The sequence below is a fragment of the Erythrobacter sp. HA7-11 genome, from assembly GCF_055693605.1.
Genome location: NZ_JBVFUF010000002.1, coordinates 1793856 through 1809963 on the forward strand (window position 1 = coordinate 1793856; position 16108 = coordinate 1809963).

Sequence of the window (16108 nt, forward strand, 5' to 3'; positions counted from 1 at the left end):
GCGGATAATATGAGCGAATCCGCCATTCTCCGGGATCAACAGGGCTAACCCATGTCGCCAATCACGCTACTCCTGATTGCCATCGGGCTTGGACTCGCGGGCTGGCTTGCCGGTACGGGCGAAGGCGTGGAGCTTCCAAAAATCCGATAGCAGCGTGAGATTGGCCGCACGGCCCAATTACCATGCGTGGTATGTCGCGGTCTGGGTGATCATTCCGGTTCTCGCTTTTGTTATTCTGTGGTCCATCATCGCGCCGCAACTGGTTTCGCAAAGCGTGCTCGCATCGCCTGCAGCGCAATCGCTTCCAGCCTTCGGCTTCGAACGAAACTCGATGCTCTCAGAGGCACGCGCCGTAGCGACCGGCGCTGCTCAAGACGTGTTCAATCCGGACGCAAGAGCGCTGATCGAGCCTTTTCGTGAGGCAATCTCGCGCTACAGCCTGATCGGCCTCGTCGTCACCCTGCTGATCGGTTTTGGCGGCGGTGCATTCGCCTTCCTCAAGGTCAAGCCGGATTTCCGCGCCCGCACCCGCGTCGAGCGCACTGTCATGGCCATCTTATTGCTGGCATCCTTGGTCGCGATCCTGACCACGTTCGGCATCTTTGCCAGCCTCGTGTTCGAGACCGTCCGGTTCTTTGGCATGGTCTCCCCAATTGATTTCCTGTTCGGAACGTTCTGGGGCCCGGACCCGATGAGCAGCGCGGAAAACCCCGATGGTTCACGCTACGGCGCGATACCGTTGTTCTGGGGCACGATTTTCATCGGAGCGATCATTGCGATGATCGTCGCAATCCCGCTCGGGCTGATGAGCGCGATTTACCTGACTCAATATGCCAATCCGCGCCTGCGGGCATGGATCAAGCCAGCGCTAGAGATACTCGCCGGTGTTCCGACCGTGGTTTACGGTTATTTTGCGGCGCTTACGGTAGCGCCATTCATTCGCGATGCGGCTGTCGCTGTGGGGATATCCAATGCGTCGACCGAAAGCGCACTCGCCGCTGGCGTCGTGATGGGCGTGATGATCATACCGTTTGTCTCATCAATGGCCGACGATTCCATCGCTGCTGTGCCAAGCTCAATGCGCGATGGCAGCCTCGCGATGGGCGCAACGCAGTCTGAGACGATTAAGCGCGTGCTGTTTCCCGCCGCGCTGCCCGGTATTGTCGCTGGCGTTATGCTCGCGATCAGCCGCGCAATCGGCGAGACTATGATTGTGGTGATGGCGGCGTCCACAGCTGCAAATTTGAGCGCCAACCCACTCGACCGGATGACAACCGTTACCGTGCAGATCGTGAAGATGTTGACCGGTGAAGGAAGCTTCGATCACCCCGCAACGCTCAGCGCCTTTGCGCTCGGTTTCGTCCTGTTCATGGTTACCCTGCTGCTCAATTTCATCGCTCTGCGCGTCGTGAAACGTTTCCGTGAGGCTTATGACTGATGGCTGACATCGCGAATACTCAGCAAGTGCGCCCCACCCGCACGCCGGAATATGCGAAGCGCATCGAGCAGCGATACAAATCGGAGCGTCGCTTCCGTGCGTTGGGAATGAGCGCGATTGTCTTTTCCGTGGCGGTGCTGGTCTTTCTTCTCGGCAATATGCTGCTCAACGGCATCGGCGGATTCCAACGCGCAGAGGTCGCGGTTGAAATCAACTTTGTAGAAGCCGGCCTTGCTGGTGATGCCCAATCGCTCTCTGGCCAAGGTGCGATCCAATCGCTTCAAAGTCAGGGCCTGCCTGACGTGGTAAAATTCTTCGCCGAACAAGAATTGGGCGAAGAAGGAGCGGCGCAGATCAGCAGCGATGCCTGGCGTGATGTCGCGCAGGAAATAATCGCTGATCCATCAATGCTGCGCGAGACTTCAACTGTCTATCTCGCCACATCATCCGACCTTGCCAGTGGCCTCGCTGGCGAAGGCTCGCCTGAAATGATGGCGCTCGCTGACAGGCTGGAGAGCGAAGGCAAGCTGTCGACGAATTGGGACTGGGGCTTTATGACCCGGTCCGATGCGACCAGCCCGCAGCAGGTCGGCATTTGGGGCGCGCTCAAAGGCTCGATCCTGACAATGATCGTCACCTTGCTTCTCGCCTTCCCGATCGGCGTGCTCGCCGCGCTCTATCTTGAGGAATACGCGCCTAAGAACCGCTGGACCGACATCATTGAGGTTTCAATCAACAATCTTGCAGCCGTTCCTTCGATTATCTTCGGTCTTTTGGGCCTCGCGGTTTTCCTCGCGATCTTTCCCAATATGCGCTCTGCGCCGCTGATCGGCGGTATGACATTGGCCCTCATGACCATGCCCGTGATCGTCATTTCCGGACGCAATGCAATCAAAGCTGTCCCTCCGTCCATCCGCGATGGTGCGCTGGCGGTTGGCGCGTCGCCCGTACAAGTGGTGTTCCACCATGTTCTGCCGCTGGCCCTACCCGGCATGCTGACCGGTACAATCATCGGTATGGCGCGTGCTTTGGGCGAGACGGCCCCGCTGCTGATGATCGGTATGCGCGCCTTCGTCGCGACGCCGCCTGAAGGCTTCACGTCACCGGCCACCGTTTTGCCAGTGCAAATCTTCCTGTGGTCCGATGAAATCGACCGCGGCTTTGTCGAGCGCACCAGCGCCGCTATCATAGTTCTTCTGCTGTTCCTCTTGCTGATGAACGGCCTTGCCATTTACCTCCGCAACAAGTTCGAGAAAACCTGGTGACTGTCATTCACGAAAAGCTGGACGATACAAACGCGAAAATGCGCGCGCGTGATGTATCTGTCTATTACGGCGACAAGAAAGCAATCGACGACGTGTCGATCGATATTTCAGCCGATTATGTCACCGCCTTTATCGGCCCGTCTGGCTGCGGAAAATCGACCTATTTGCGCTGCTTCAACCGGATGAATGATACGATCCCGATTGCGCGCGTAACCGGTGAAATCGAACTTGATGGCGAGGATATTCACGGATCCAGCATGGATGTCGTGCAATTACGCGCGAGGGTCGGGATGGTCTTCCAGAAACCCAACCCCTTCCCCAAATCGATCTACGACAACATCGCATATGGTCCGAAGATCCATGGCCTTGCCGAAAAGAAGTCCGAACTCGACGAAGTGGTCGAACGCTCGTTAACGCGGGCAGGCTTGTGGGATGAGGTCAAGGACCGGCTCGAAGATTCGGGCACAGCGCTTTCGGGCGGTCAACAGCAGCGTTTGTGCATTGCGCGTGCGATTGCTGTCGACCCCGAAGTTATCTTGATGGACGAGCCTTGTTCGGCACTGGACCCGATTGCAACAGCCAAGATCGAAGAACTGATCAACGAGCTGTCAGGCCGCTATGCCATCGTCATCGTGACCCACTCGATGCAACAGGCGGCGCGCGTCTCGCAGCGAACCGCTTTCTTCCATTTGGGCAAGATGGTTGAATACGGGCCAACCTCAGACATCTTCACAAATCCGATCGAAGAACGCACCAAAGACTATATCACCGGGCGGTACGGCTAATGACAGAGCATACAGTTAAAGCATTCGATGAGGACATCACGCGCCTTCGCGGGCTTATCGCTGAGATGGGCGGGCTTGCCGAGATTGCCATCCAGGAAGCGCTCGACGCGCTGGTCCGCGGTGACGCGGCTCTCGGCGAAGAAGTGGTTGCGCGCGATAAAAAGATCGACGCGCTGGAAACCGAAGTCGATAAGCTGGCGGTGCGCATCATCGCTCTGCGCGCTCCGATGGCTGATGACCTGCGCGAGGTTATTGCCGCGCTCAAGATCGCCGGAGTTGTCGAGCGGATTGGTGACTATTCCAAGAACATTGCCAAACGCGTTGGTGAGATCGATGGCCGGAACCGGTTTGAACCGCTCACTCTGCTACCGGCTATGGGTGAACTCGCCAGCGAAATGGTTCACGATGTGCTGACCGCTTATGCCGCGCGCGACCCGGAGTTGGCGCGGGAAGTGATCGCAGCTAGATGAGAAGGTCGACGCGTTCTACAACAGCATTTTCCGCAACCTTGTCAGCTATATGGTCGAAAATCCGGCGACTATCTCGAGTGCGGCACAATTGCTGTTCGTTGCTCGCAATATCGAGCGGATCGGCGATCATGCCACCAATGTGGCAGAGATGGTGCATTTTGCAGCGACCGGGGTTTATCCCCCCGACGATGATGGCTGATCTCGCTGCTTGATCTGGAGCGGCTCTGACATCAAACTGTAGCCGTTGTGACATACTGCCAACGCAACAGGATCCGCAGGGCCGGGAAGATTAGTAAATGTCCGTTGCCAAATTGCTGCTAGTCGAAGACGATCCGGCGCTGTCGGAGTTGCTTGAATATCGCTTCAAGAATGAAGGCTACGACGTCCGCATGACCAGCGACGGCGATGAAGCCTTGGTGCTCGCCAGCGAGGACATTCCCGATCTGGTTATTCTCGATTGGATGATCGAAGGCACGAGCGGGATCGAAGTTTGTCGGCGACTGCGACGCGACAAGCGGACCTCTCACGTTCCGATCATCATGCTCACCGCACGCGAGGCAGAGGATGACCGTATTCGCGGCCTTGAAACGGGCGCTGATGATTACTTGACCAAGCCCTTCAGCCCGCGCGAATTGCTGGCCCGCGTTTCCGCCGTGATGCGACGAATTCGTCCTGCACTTGCGGGCGAGACGATCCAAGCGGGCGACATCAGGCTCGATCCGGTCGCGCATAAGGTTGAGCGCGCTGGTCGCTCTTTGCATCTCGGCCCGACCGAATATCGCCTGCTCAAATTCTTTATGGAGAGCCCCGGCAGAGTGTTCAGCCGCGGACAATTGCTCGACGGCGTATGGGGGACGGATTCGGACATCGAATTGCGCACGGTTGATGTGCATATCCGGCGCCTTCGCAAAGCGATTTCGGCGGAGGGCGAGGATGATCCGATCCGCACCGTTCGCTCAGCCGGTTACGCTCTGGAAGCGACCTAAGGCTCAGCGGCACACGCCCGTCCAGCGCCCTGCCTGATCGAAGTGGAAATGATCGGCATGCGCAGCGTTGTAATCGGGCGATAGAACAGTCGCGAATACGCCGCAGGCTCCGTCACGCGCTTGCCGCAGGAACCGCGCCTCATCGCTATCGCCCGGCCAATCGCGCAGTACGCTGATGCTGCGGCCATCGGCTAGCGTGAAACCGGCGATATCAATCGCATTGGCAGTGGCGTGCTCGCTCCATGGAGCGTCTGGATCGCCATACATGCGGCGGCAAGAGAACGCGCCTAGATGCTGGATCGCTGCGATCTCGCTACCCAGAATTTCGCGCGCAGCAGGTTCTAGGCTCTTTGCCCGCCACAACTCCAGTCCTGCTGCAACGGCACAGGTCGTGGCGGGTGTATCAGGTGACAAAGGATAGTCGCCAAGTCGCGTCCTGTCGTCCAATTCGCATTGCCCGCTGCCTTTCGGCTCAAGGGCTACGAAGCTCACCTCGCTGCGATCCAGGGCGGCACGGCATTGCGCGGGATCATCCTTTAGCGCAGCCAGTTTGCCAGCAGTCGCCCAGCCAACCGGATCACGCAAATCGAACGGTGCATAGGGATTGTGCTGTGGATGATCCTTCAACCAGTTCCACCCGAACGCGAGACCGACCGCTAGGAGAATCGCGAACACTACGGGTCGCCGACGGAGCAAACGTCCAAGTTTGCGATCATATCGCGGTGCCGATGTCGGTGCTGCCATTTCGCAAGCCTAGTGAAAGTCGCGAGACTTCGGAAGTATCCTGACATTGCGCGGATGGCCGCTTGCAACCGGCTTTAGCCCGAGTGGATTTGTTGCAGGCGGAAGCTCGTCGATCATGTCGCGCGGATTGATAGCCCGCTTGCCGCCCACCTGCGAAGAGAGCGGTGAATTGACATGATCCGCCCGCGCAATCGGCGCATTCAGCATATCGTCCGACAGGTTGTAGAGCGCCTGCGTTGCATCGGTCATATGATGCGCGATCACATGGATCACCTCGTCATCATATTCGACCCGTACCGCGCACCTCCATCAACCGCGATCCCATCACCACGCGGCGTTGCTTCTCCTTGAGGTCAGGCCAGACGACAAGGTTCACCACGCCTGTCTCGTCCTCCAAAGTGATGAAGCACACCCCCTTCGCGCTGCCCGGTACCGTTGCCGGATCAGGACCACGCCTGCGACCTGCACCATGCTGCGGAACTTGCGATCCCTCAGATCGCAGGCGCGCACAAAGCCGCGCTCGGCAAGGCCTGCGCGCAGGAACGACATCGGATGCGCCTTCAGGCTGAGCCGCGTGGTCTGGTAATCGGCCACCACCTCTTCGGATTGCGGCATGGCGGGCAATTGCACCTGGGTTTGCTCAACCCCTTCGTCGCGCTGCTCGGCGGCGCGGAACAGCGGCAGATCAGGCGCACCGATCAGGCTGCGCGCATCCCACAGGGCTTGCCTGCGCGGCAAGTTTAGCGACGTGAAGCAATCCGCACTCGCAAGCCGCTCGATGTGACTGGGGGAAAGCCTCGCCCGCTCGCGCAAATCACCGACATCACGATAGGGCCCGTTTTCAGCGCGTTCGGCAACCAATTGCGCAGCGACATGCTCTGGCAAGCCATCGACTTGCCTCAGGCCAAGCCGCAGGGCGATGTGCTTATCCAAACGCCCTTCCCTGACTTCCTCCGCGACGCCGATCTCTTCCAAGGTGCAATCCCAGTCAGATCCGTTCACATCAGCTGGAAACACCTCGACCCCATGCTCGCGTGCATCGCGCACGATCTGGGCTGGCGCGTAAAAGCCCATCGGCTGCGAATTGAGCAAGCCGCAGGCAAAGGCGTACGGGAAATGGCATTTGAGCCAACTGGAAACGTAGACCAGATGGGCAAAGCTCGCCGCGTGGCTTTCAGGAAAACCGTATTCGCCAAAGCCCCTGATCTGGTTGAAGCAGCGCTGCGCAAAGTCGCGATCATAGCCGCGCGTAACCATCCGTTCGACCATCATGTCCTGAAGCTCGTCCACCATGCCGCGCGACCGGAAAGTCGCCATCGCCTTACGCAGGCGATTGGCTTCACTTGAGCTGAACTTCGCGGCATCGAGCGCGATTTTCATCGCCTGTTCCTGAAAGATCGGCACGCCCAGCGTTCGCCCGAGAATGCTGGTGAGCTCATCCTTAGGGCCATGCTCATTCGCTGGTGCAGGGATTTGCACCTGCTCCGCGCCGCGTCTGCGCTTGAGATAAGGGTGCACCATATCGCCCTGGATCGGGCCGGGGCGGACAATCGCAACCTGGATCACGAGGTCGTAGAATTCGTGCGGGCGCAGGCGCGGCAACATGTTCATCTGCGCCCGGCTTTCGACCTGAAACACGCCGAGCGAGTCCCCTTTGCGCAGCATCGCATAGGTCTCCCCATCTTCGCGCGGGACGGTGGCGAGAGTCAGCGCGCGGTACCGTGATGCGCCTCCAGCAGATCGAGGCATTTCTTGATACAGGTCAGCATGCCGAGCGCCAGCACATCGACCTTCAGGATACCGAGCGCTTCGATATCGTCCTTGTCCCATTCGATGAAGCTGCGATCAGGCATCGCGCCATTGCCAATCGGCACGGTCTCGGTCAGCGCGCCCTGGGTCAGGATAAACCCGCCAACATGCTGCGACAGGTGGCGCGGCATCCCGATCATCTGCTCGGTCAGGGTAAGCACGCGTTTGAGATGCGGATCATCCAGCTTGAGGCCAATATCTTCGACATGCGCTTCGCCGATTTCACGCCCGTGTCCGCCCCACACGGTCCGTGCGAGCGCGCTGGTCACATCTTCGGAAAGGCCCATCGCTTTCCCGACTTCGCGGATTGCCATGCGCGGGCGATAATGGATCACCGTCGCGGTCAGACCGGCGCGATGGCGACCATATTTGCGATAGATGTATTGGATCACCTCTTCACGCCGCTCATGCTCGAAATCGACGTCGATATCGGGTGGTTCCTTGCGATCTTCCGATATGAAACGATCAAACAGCAGAGCGTGTTTGGAAGGGTCGACGCTGGTTATTTCAAGGCAATAGCACACAGCCGAATTGGCCGCGCTGCCGCGTCCCTGGCACAAGATCGGCGGTTCAACTCCGTTGCGAGCGAAATCGACGATATCTTTGATGGTCAGAAAATAGCGCGCCAACTCCATCTTCCCGATCAGCGCCAGCTCTTTTTCCAAGGTCTTGCGGACATAATCAGGCACGCCGCTTGGATAGCGACGCTGCGCCCCGGCCCAGGTCTCGCTTTCCAAGAACTCCTGCGGGCTCATGTTCTCCGGATAGATCTCTTCGGGGTATTCGTAGGCGAGCTCGTCGAGGCTGAAATCGCACGCGTCGGCAACCTTGCGCGCCGCATCGATCGCATGCGGCCAGCGGGCAAACAGGCGTTGCATCTGTGCTGGGCCTTTGAGGTAACGCTCGGCATTGCCGTGCAGCAAATGCCCCGCATCGATGACTTTCACCTTGTGCCGGATCGCGGTCATCACATCCTGCAACGGGCGGCATGCAGCCGTGTGATAATGCACATCATTGGTCGCAAGCAGCATGAGGCCGTTTTCGCACGCCAGATCATCCAATCGGTCGATCCGTGCGACATCATCGCCGCGATAGAGGTAGCTCGCGGCGAGGTGGCGCATGGTCGGAAGTTGCCGAAGGATGTGCGGGAGGAGCTCGGGAAAGGGAGCGGTTAGCTGCGCACTCTCTTGGAAAGGCTCTGTAGCTGGCTTTCTCTTCCCTTCGTCGTCTTCACCGTCGCGAGAAGCCGGTCCAGGAAACGGCACGACATTGCTCGGCACTTCGATGGTGAATTCGTACCGCTAGATCCTCCGGTGGAAGCAGGATCAGCTGCACGCCCTCACTATGCTCGGCGAGCAATGCGAGATCGATCTCGCACACCCCCTTTTCCTGCCACTTACCACTCAGCGTCTGCATCCGTCCCGTGCTGATCAGGCGGCATAGCCGGCCATAGGCTGCGCGATCCTTAGGATAGGCGAGGAATGCGAGGCCTTCGACCGTCTCGATCCGGGTGCCGATGATGGGGCGCAGTTTGAGCGTATTTGCTTCGGTGTGGATGCGCACCGCACCTGCGAAAGAATTGACGTCGGCAATCCCAATCGCGTCATAGCCAGCAGCCCGCGCGGTGGTGACCAGATCGACCGCATCGGACGCGCCGCGCAAGAAACTGAAGCAACTGACCAGGCCCAGCTCGACAAAGCATGCGCGCGGCGGCGCTTTGATCAGGCCGGGATCAAGCTCCAGCGTGCGTTTGTCAGGGGTGAGCGGCGCTTCGGGCATGTCACGCAGCCAGCTGCGTCAGGCGAGACCTCACCAGCGTAAGGTCAGCCGCGAACAAGGCCGCCTGTTCCTCGCGCGCCGCGCCATCGAGCCGCAGCAGATAAGACGGATGCGCGGTCACCCACAATTCGCTGCCATCGTCGAGCCCGATGGGCTGACCGCGCGTGGATTTGAGGCTGACTGTCCGACCCAGCAGACCGCGCGCTGCCGAAGCTCCCAGAGCGAGAATGAGGCGCGGTTTTACCAGAGCACGCTCGCTTTCCAGCCACCAGCGGCAGGTGTCGATCTCTTTCGCGGTCGGCGTCTGGTGCAGGCGGCGCTTGCCCTTTTGCGCGAACTTGAAGTGCTTCACCGCATTGGTGAGATAGGCCGCGCTGCGATCAATCCCGGCCCGCTCCAGCGCATCATTGAGGACTTGTCCGGCGGGGCCAACAAACGGTCTTCCCGCAATGTCCTCCTGATCGCCCGGCTGCTCGCCAACGATCATCAGTGGCGCGGTTGCTTCCCCCTCGCCCGGCACAGCGCGCGTGCCGCACTCAGCGATCGGGCAATCACGACAAGCCGCTAGCTTCTCGGTCAGTGTAGCAAGGTTTGCAGGTCGCTCTCGCGCCTGCCGCTCGCCTGCCGCAACCATCTGCGCCTCACGCGCCTGAGCACCCGCGATCAATTCCGGAATAAGCTCTGCCTCGGGCATGTTCTTCCAGTATTTCTTCGGCATCTCAGACAGCATCGCGCCAATCTTCAGCCGCGCCGGATTGAAGATCGACGAGTAATAAGACTTCCACAGCTCTTCGACTGGATCGCCATCGGGCGCGTCGCTGCGTTGCGCCGGGCCGCTTTCGCGCATCACTTCGCCGTCCCAATGCAGACAACCGCGCGGGGTCAGGATCGACCATTTCATGTTTGCAAAGCGGCGCATGAAGAAACCCGCATTGGCGCGCACTATGTGATGATCGGGCTCAAACCAGGCGACGTAATGCTCATCACCAGCATCATCTTCGACCTGACGGAAGCGCACAAAGGCGTGCATCTTGTGACTGTCGCGCCGCACCGATTTGTCGAGTTCCTCAATCCGGCGGACAACCAGATCCGTCTTGTCTTCCATGATCCGCGGATTGGCCTGCAATCGCCATAAAAGCAGATAGAGCTGCGCGAAGCGTTCCGGATCGCTGTGTAGGATTGCATTCCTTGCAACCCGGAGGAAGCGCTTGCTCGCCCGTACCGGCCTCGCACCATCCAGCGGCTGCGGCAAAGCATCGCCGCCGCTCGCAAACAGATCGCCCGCACCGCCCGGCTCGCTCCACGACACGCGTTCCGGACGCACACCGCACTGGATCAGCACCCGCGCCTGATCACGCCAGAACGCAAAGTCATCCGGCGTAGGCATACGCACCGCGTAATGCGCGCCAAGCTCCGCATTCTGCATAGCGCCCATCAAAACAGCTCCAACTGCTCTTGCTTGGGAGCCAGCAGGCTGCGCAAATCCGCCCGGTCGGTCAGCGTCGTCGTACCGCCAATCAAGCGTCTCGATAAAGGGCCGCACCTTGGCAATCGATTGCGTCACGCGGGCCACATCATCCAGCCGCAAGGTCCGGTGCCGCCGCGCCGCAAGTATCCGCTTCACCGCTGTCGGCCCCAGCCCCGGCACGCGCAGCAACATCTCCTTGCCCGCGCGGTTCACATTGACCGGAAACGTACCCCTGAACTTGAGCGCCCACGCCAGCTTCGGATCAATATCGAGCGGCAGGTTCCCATCTGCCTCGGTCACCTGCTGCACCTCGCGCGGCGCATAGCCATAAAAGCGCATCAGCCAGTCCGATTGGTAAAGCCGGTGTTCGCGCAGCAAAGGTGGCCGCTGCAACGGCAGCACCGCGCTTGCATCCGGGATCGGCGAGAACGCGCTGTAATAGACCCGCCGCAATCCAAAACTGTCATAAAGCCGGCTGGCCTTGCCCACGATATCGGCATCGCTCGCCGCATCCGCCCCTACGATCATCTGCGTCGATTGACCGGCGGGCGCAAAGCGCGGCGCATGGCGAAAGCGCTTCCTCGCATCTTTCGCCTCGATGATGTCCGACTTGGTCTTGGCAATCGCGCCTTCGATCTGACGCTCATCCTTGTCAGGCGCGAGCCGCGTCAGCCCACTCGTCGTCGGCAGCTCGACATTGATGGAGACCCGGTCGGCATAGAGCCCTGCCTGCCGCACCAGTTCGGGATCAGCCTCTGGAATGGTCTTCAAATGGATATAGCCGCGAAAGTCATATTCCTCGCGCAGGATCCGCGCCGCCTCGACCAGCTGCTCCATCGTGTGATTGGAGCTTTTGATGATGCCCGAGGACAGGAACAGCCCTTCAATATAATTGCGCTTGTAGAAATTGATCGTGAGGTCGGCGACCTCCTGCGGCGTAAAGCGCGCGCGCCGCACATTCGAACTCTTGCGGTTGATACAGTAATGGCAATCGAAGATGCAGTGATTGGTCAGCAGCACCTTCAGCAAAGAGATGCAGCGGCCATCGGGCGCATAAGCGTGGCAGATGCCCATCCCCTCGGTCGAGCCAATGCCTTTTCCGCCCAGCGAGTTCTTCTTCGCTGTGCCGGAAGACGCGCAGGACGCATCATATTTCGCCGCATCGGCGAGGATTTCGAGTCTCTCAAGTGTGGTTTGCTGCGCCATCGGAACACCTTTTTGTTCCTTATATGTTCCGTTGTTGGATTCGCCAAACGCAAAAGTTGCAACAGTCAGCGCAGATCGCGGGAACCCCAAAAAGTTTCATGCGTAATAAGGCCACGGACCGGGCCCCTCTGGCGAGCAATCCTGCTCGTGATGTCGGACGTGAACCGCGGCAATTAACGCCGCCTAGTATTCTGCAGGGGGCACATCTCCCTGCAAGGGAGTATAATTATGAATAAGTTTGTTTGTGTTACTGTTCTTGGTGCAAGTTCGCTGGCTCTCGCAGCTTGCAGCGGCGCTGAAGCGACCGCAGATGAATCCACCGCTGCCGCCAACCCGATCACCGCTGAAGAAGTCGCAGCGGCGCAAACCGCTTGGGGTGAAGGCATCGTAGCTATCGGCAAGACCTTCACTGACGAAGGCGACTACACCGCTCGCGCATCTGAGCACATTGCCACGCACTATGCCTATGGCGATGACGCCACCATCCTCTTCAAGCCAACCCTGGCTGCCGAAGACCAGTTCCGTGAAACCACCGAAGAAGCTCTCAGCTACTTCGTCGGTAAAGAAGGCACAGAAGATGGCGGCTTCGCTATCGCGCCTTACACAGCCGTACGCTGGGACAATAACGGCACGGTGATTTCCGAAGATGGCACCATGGCCGTTGCCATGGGCAACTACTTCTTCACCGGCACTGACGGCAACGAAACCAAGGTTGAGTATTCATTCGCCTACGAACGCGGCGAAGACGGTGAACTCGATATCGTGCTGCACCACAGCTCGCTGCCATACAGCGCAAGCTAATCGGCACAGCCAACATTTGCGAAGAGGGTCGGCACTGCGGTGCCGGCCCTTTTTTGTTTGGCGGTGTCTGGGCAGGTTGCGCAGGAGAGGATCGCTTTTATGCGCGCGGCATCAAATGTCGCATTCTGAGTGGGAAGCGGACCGGCAGGTTTTGGAAATGAACACAGAGAAAGCAGACGCTTTCACACTTAGACCGCTATGGCTGCAAACGACCCATTTGCGGTCGTTGCTAGTCGTCCGATAAACGATGCCTACCGACTGTTGCCATACCTATGTTATCAGAGTGCGGATTCTGGAGTAAATCAATTGGCACTCGAAGCTGAAGTATCTGCACATTATGCCAAAGGCGGTTTGCTCAAGCAGATTCTTGACGCGCTCACCGAAGTTGGGGTTTCGCGCTCTTCTGCGGCACCGGGGGATTTGAAATCAGTCGACGAATTTCACGTTGGTGGAATTTCGGCGACGACCGCATTGATCGATCAACTTGAACTCAAGCCGGAAATGAAGGTCCTTGATATAGGTTCCGGTATTGGTGGTACCGCTCGTTTCATTGCAGGACAAACAGGCGCACACGTCACAGGCGTGGACCTGACACCAGAATACACTTCCACGGCGATAGGCTTGAGTAAGTTGGTCGGGATGGACGATGTGACCGATTTCCGGACTGCCAGCGCGCTCAACCTCCCATTCGAGGATGACAGTTTCGATGCTGCCTTGATGCTTCATGTTGGCATGAATATTCCCGACAAATCCGCGCTTCTGTGTGAGGCTGCGCGCGTTCTGCGCCCTAATGGACTATTCGCAATTTACGACATCATGAAGGTCGGGGCTGAGCCGATCTCGTTTCCGGTTCCTTGGGCAAGCGTAGCGAAAAATTCCTTTCTTGCGGACCTCCAAGCATATCGAGAGGCGGCAAATCAGGCGGGATTTGTGGAAATTTCAAGTCGCGATAAGACGGCGGCAGCACTCGAATTTTTTGCGGAACAGAAGCGACGCCGTGGGACCGATGGCTTGCCGGCGGTCGGGTTGCATATCCTGATGGGGTCAGATTTTCCAACGAAGCTCGCTAACATGGTCAGCAGTATTTCGAATGGCCGGATTGCACCCACAGAGCTCATTCTCCGATTAGGATAACTTCCTTTGACGATAGTAGTCGGGTGTCCGCTTTCGCTCCCCCAGTTTACGACATAAGGGGCCAGCGCAAACTGCGTCCGCTTTTGGTCATTGGCGTGTTTGTATTTCATGACCGAGATTGGGTCGAATGCCGCCAAGCCCTGCGCGTGCTTAGGCCTCAGCCCGCCTTTTTCTGCGGGTCGAACTCGGTCAGCTTGGCGCCGCTTTCCGCGCACAGATAGTCGATCACGGCAGGGTGCATTTGCCCTTCGAAAGCAACACCAGCGGTCTTGCCTTCGATCCAGGCAATCGTGCCCATCGGGGCGTTGATGCCATTGACCTTCATCACGACCCGATCGCCGACATTGCCGAAACCGGCAGTGCCTCTGATCTTGCAGCCACCTTCGGAAATATCGATCAGATCGACAAACACCAGCCGAGAGCGCACACGGCTCTTGACCATCAGGCTCAGCGGCTTGCGTTCGTACCGCGCGTGGGATCGAGTGCATGTTCATGAGGCTTGGCTTAGCGTGAACTGGTAAAAAAATTCTAAGCAGGGCGACCGGAAAAATGGTTAAGTGCCTGCGCTGCTAGGCATACAGCCCTTGCAAATACCAGTTGGGCGCGCCGCCGCGGCCATCGCCGGTCACGCCATTGCGATAAATCCAATAGCGGCGGCCCTGTTTATCCTCGATCCGGTAATAATCGCGCAATCGCACCGTAGAGCGCTCGCGCCACCATTCAGGGGCGATGCGTTCAGGCCCTTCCACACGTGCCACTTCGTGCACTGTGCCGCGCCAGCGAAACCGTTCTGGATAGCCATCGGGCGAGGCATAAAGGACCGTGATTTTCTCTTCCCTATCAAGCAGTTTCAGCGGCCTTTTGTGAAACTCCAGAATCTGTTGGGAGGGGATGTCGGCATCCAGCGGCGGCTGCCAGCCCTGCGCGCGTTCGGGAATGTGGCTGGCGCGCATCACCGGCTTTTGCACGGCCTGCTTGCCAAGGCGCACGGTCAGCCGGTCAAGGCATACCGATAGCGACGTGCCGCGCTGTTCGCTGGCGGCCTCTATATCGGCCTGCGCCAGCCCCAAGGGCGCGGCCCAGGTGGCGCGCAGGCGCACCAGCTCGATCCCGAACCCTGCATCAATATCGTTAAGTTTGTTGGTAAACAGGCGGGTAATGTGTTGCGGATCGCGGGTCGCTGCGGCCATTTCGAGCGTGCGGATCGTCACCTCGCCATCGACCCGCCACATGCCCAGTTCAAGCCGTCTTGCCCCTTCCCCGCGCCCTTCAAGCTCGCGCACCATATCATCGGCGAGGTCCGCCAGCACCTGATCGAGCAGCGAGCGGTGGCGGATCGGCTCCATCAGGCGGCGCTGGACCGTCGCCATCGGCTGCGCGACCACGGGCAGCATCGGTTCGGGCACATGACCGAGAATCTGGTCGATCCGGATCAGCGGGTTGGCGGTGGGCGACTTGCTGCGGAACCGGCGTTTGAGCGCATCGCGGCCCACCTTCTGAGGGTCGAGATCGCGATCCATAAGGCTGTGCCCGCGCGCGACCGCATAGACGTCCTTCAGCTGTTTCAGGCCAAGGCGGCGCAGCACGGTGATCACATCCTCATCGAGCCGCAAGGCCGCAACCGGCAGGTCGGAGAGATAGCTCATCATATCATCCTCCGGCGCGATGATCGCCTCTGCCGCGTTGCGCAGGCGGCCGTAATGCGCCAGCGCCCAGGCCGCGCCCGCAGTCGGAGCGATAGCGGCGCGGGTGATGAGCCGGTGCGCGGCGAAAGAGGCGCGGACATCCTCCAGCAGGCGCGCCTCCCCGCCCAGCAGGTGCGCTGCGCCTGTGACATCGACCAGCACGCCATCGGGCGCATCCATCGCGCTCCACGGCCCCCAACGCTGAGACCACAGCGCGAGCTTTTCCAGAAAGTCGAGATCGCCGGCGTGGTCAGAAGGCGCGGCGACAATCTCGGGGCAGAGCGTGCGCGCATCGGCCAGCATCGTGCCGACCTGCGCCCCTGCTGCGCGCCCAGCCTTGTTCAGCGCATGGATGCGCGGGCCGTGCGCAGTCTCCGTGACCAGCGCGGTTGGCTGCGCATCGGCGCCCTCGCCGCGCGTCAGGTTGTTAGAGCGCCGCCAGCGATCGACCGACAGTCGGGCGAGCCATATCGCCATGATCCGGCGGGGTGGTGGCCGGGATGGCTGCTTTTCTGGTGCGCAGATGTCCTTTCTCATC

General features: G+C 59.4%; 8 protein-coding genes and 5 pseudogenes. 7 read left to right on the forward strand and 6 right to left on the reverse strand.

Annotation, left to right across the window (positions count from 1 at the left end):
- Positions 1 to 51 precede the first annotated feature (51 nt).
- The 5 genes and pseudogenes from pstC to phoB all read left to right on the forward strand — a co-directional run bounded on the left by pstC (position 52) and on the right by phoB (position 4944).
- Positions 52 to 1438, forward strand: a pseudogene (gene pstC / locus ACZ1GU_RS09270) (phosphate ABC transporter permease subunit PstC).
- Entirely contained in the window at positions 1438 to 2703 is a 1266-nt protein-coding gene (pstA, locus tag ACZ1GU_RS09275) for a phosphate ABC transporter permease PstA (protein ID WP_472647729.1), read from the forward strand. Before pstC ends, pstA begins: the two are co-directional and overlap by 1 nt.
- 38 nt (positions 2704 to 2741) lie before the next feature.
- Positions 2742 to 3488, forward strand: a complete 747-nt coding sequence (gene pstB, locus ACZ1GU_RS09280; RefSeq protein WP_472648750.1) for a phosphate ABC transporter ATP-binding protein PstB — start codon at positions 2742 to 2744, stop codon at positions 3486 to 3488.
- Positions 3488 to 4157 (forward strand): annotated as a pseudogene (gene phoU, locus ACZ1GU_RS09285) (phosphate signaling complex protein PhoU). Before pstB ends, phoU begins: the two are co-directional and overlap by 1 nt.
- A gap of 97 nt (positions 4158 to 4254) precedes the next feature.
- The gene (gene phoB, locus ACZ1GU_RS09290) at positions 4255 to 4944 is read left to right on the forward strand and encodes a phosphate regulon transcriptional regulator PhoB (protein WP_472647730.1); all 690 of its coding nucleotides are present in this window, start codon (positions 4255 to 4257) and stop codon (positions 4942 to 4944) included.
- A 3-nt stretch (positions 4945 to 4947) separates the two neighbouring features.
- Here the strand turns inward: phoB and ACZ1GU_RS09295 are convergent, their stop codons facing one another.
- The 4 genes and pseudogenes from ACZ1GU_RS09295 to ACZ1GU_RS09310 all read right to left on the reverse strand — a co-directional run bounded on the left by ACZ1GU_RS09295 (position 4948) and on the right by ACZ1GU_RS09310 (position 11950).
- On the reverse strand, positions 4948 to 5688 hold the full coding sequence (locus ACZ1GU_RS09295) for an extensin-like domain-containing protein (protein WP_472647731.1): 741 nt from the start codon (positions 5686 to 5688) through the stop codon (positions 4948 to 4950).
- Positions 5689 to 5697: 9 nt separating this feature from the next.
- Positions 5698 to 9276, reverse strand: a pseudogene (locus ACZ1GU_RS09300) (error-prone DNA polymerase).
- Between the two features lies 1 nt (position 9277).
- Positions 9278 to 10711: a UdgX family uracil-DNA binding protein gene (locus ACZ1GU_RS09305; protein ID WP_472647732.1), complete on the reverse strand. Its 1434-nt coding sequence runs from the start codon at positions 10709 to 10711 to the stop codon at positions 9278 to 9280.
- Positions 10711 to 11950, reverse strand: a pseudogene (locus tag ACZ1GU_RS09310) (putative DNA modification/repair radical SAM protein). The gene ACZ1GU_RS09305 and the pseudogene ACZ1GU_RS09310 overlap by 1 nt, the downstream one beginning before the upstream one ends.
- Before the next feature lie 228 nt (positions 11951 to 12178).
- On the opposite strand from ACZ1GU_RS09310, the gene ACZ1GU_RS09315 reads away from it, so the two are divergent.
- Positions 12179 to 12751 carry a phosphoribosyl-AMP cyclohydrolase gene (locus ACZ1GU_RS09315; protein WP_472647733.1) on the forward strand — a complete coding sequence of 191 codons (573 nt, stop codon included), beginning with the start codon at positions 12179 to 12181 and terminating at the stop codon, positions 12749 to 12751.
- Between the two features lie 306 nt (positions 12752 to 13057).
- Complete coding sequence (locus tag ACZ1GU_RS09320) at positions 13058 to 13885, forward strand: class I SAM-dependent methyltransferase (RefSeq protein ID WP_472647734.1); 828 nt, start codon at positions 13058 to 13060, stop codon at positions 13883 to 13885.
- A gap of 157 nt (positions 13886 to 14042) precedes the next feature.
- Here the strand turns inward: ACZ1GU_RS09320 and ACZ1GU_RS09325 are convergent.
- Positions 14043 to 14342, reverse strand: a pseudogene (locus ACZ1GU_RS09325) (PilZ domain-containing protein); the annotation flags it as partial.
- A gap of 112 nt (positions 14343 to 14454) precedes the next feature.
- Entirely contained in the window at positions 14455 to 16107 is a 1653-nt protein-coding gene (locus ACZ1GU_RS09330; protein WP_472647735.1) for a DUF6504 family protein, read from the reverse strand.
- Position 16108: the final 1 nt, after the last annotated feature.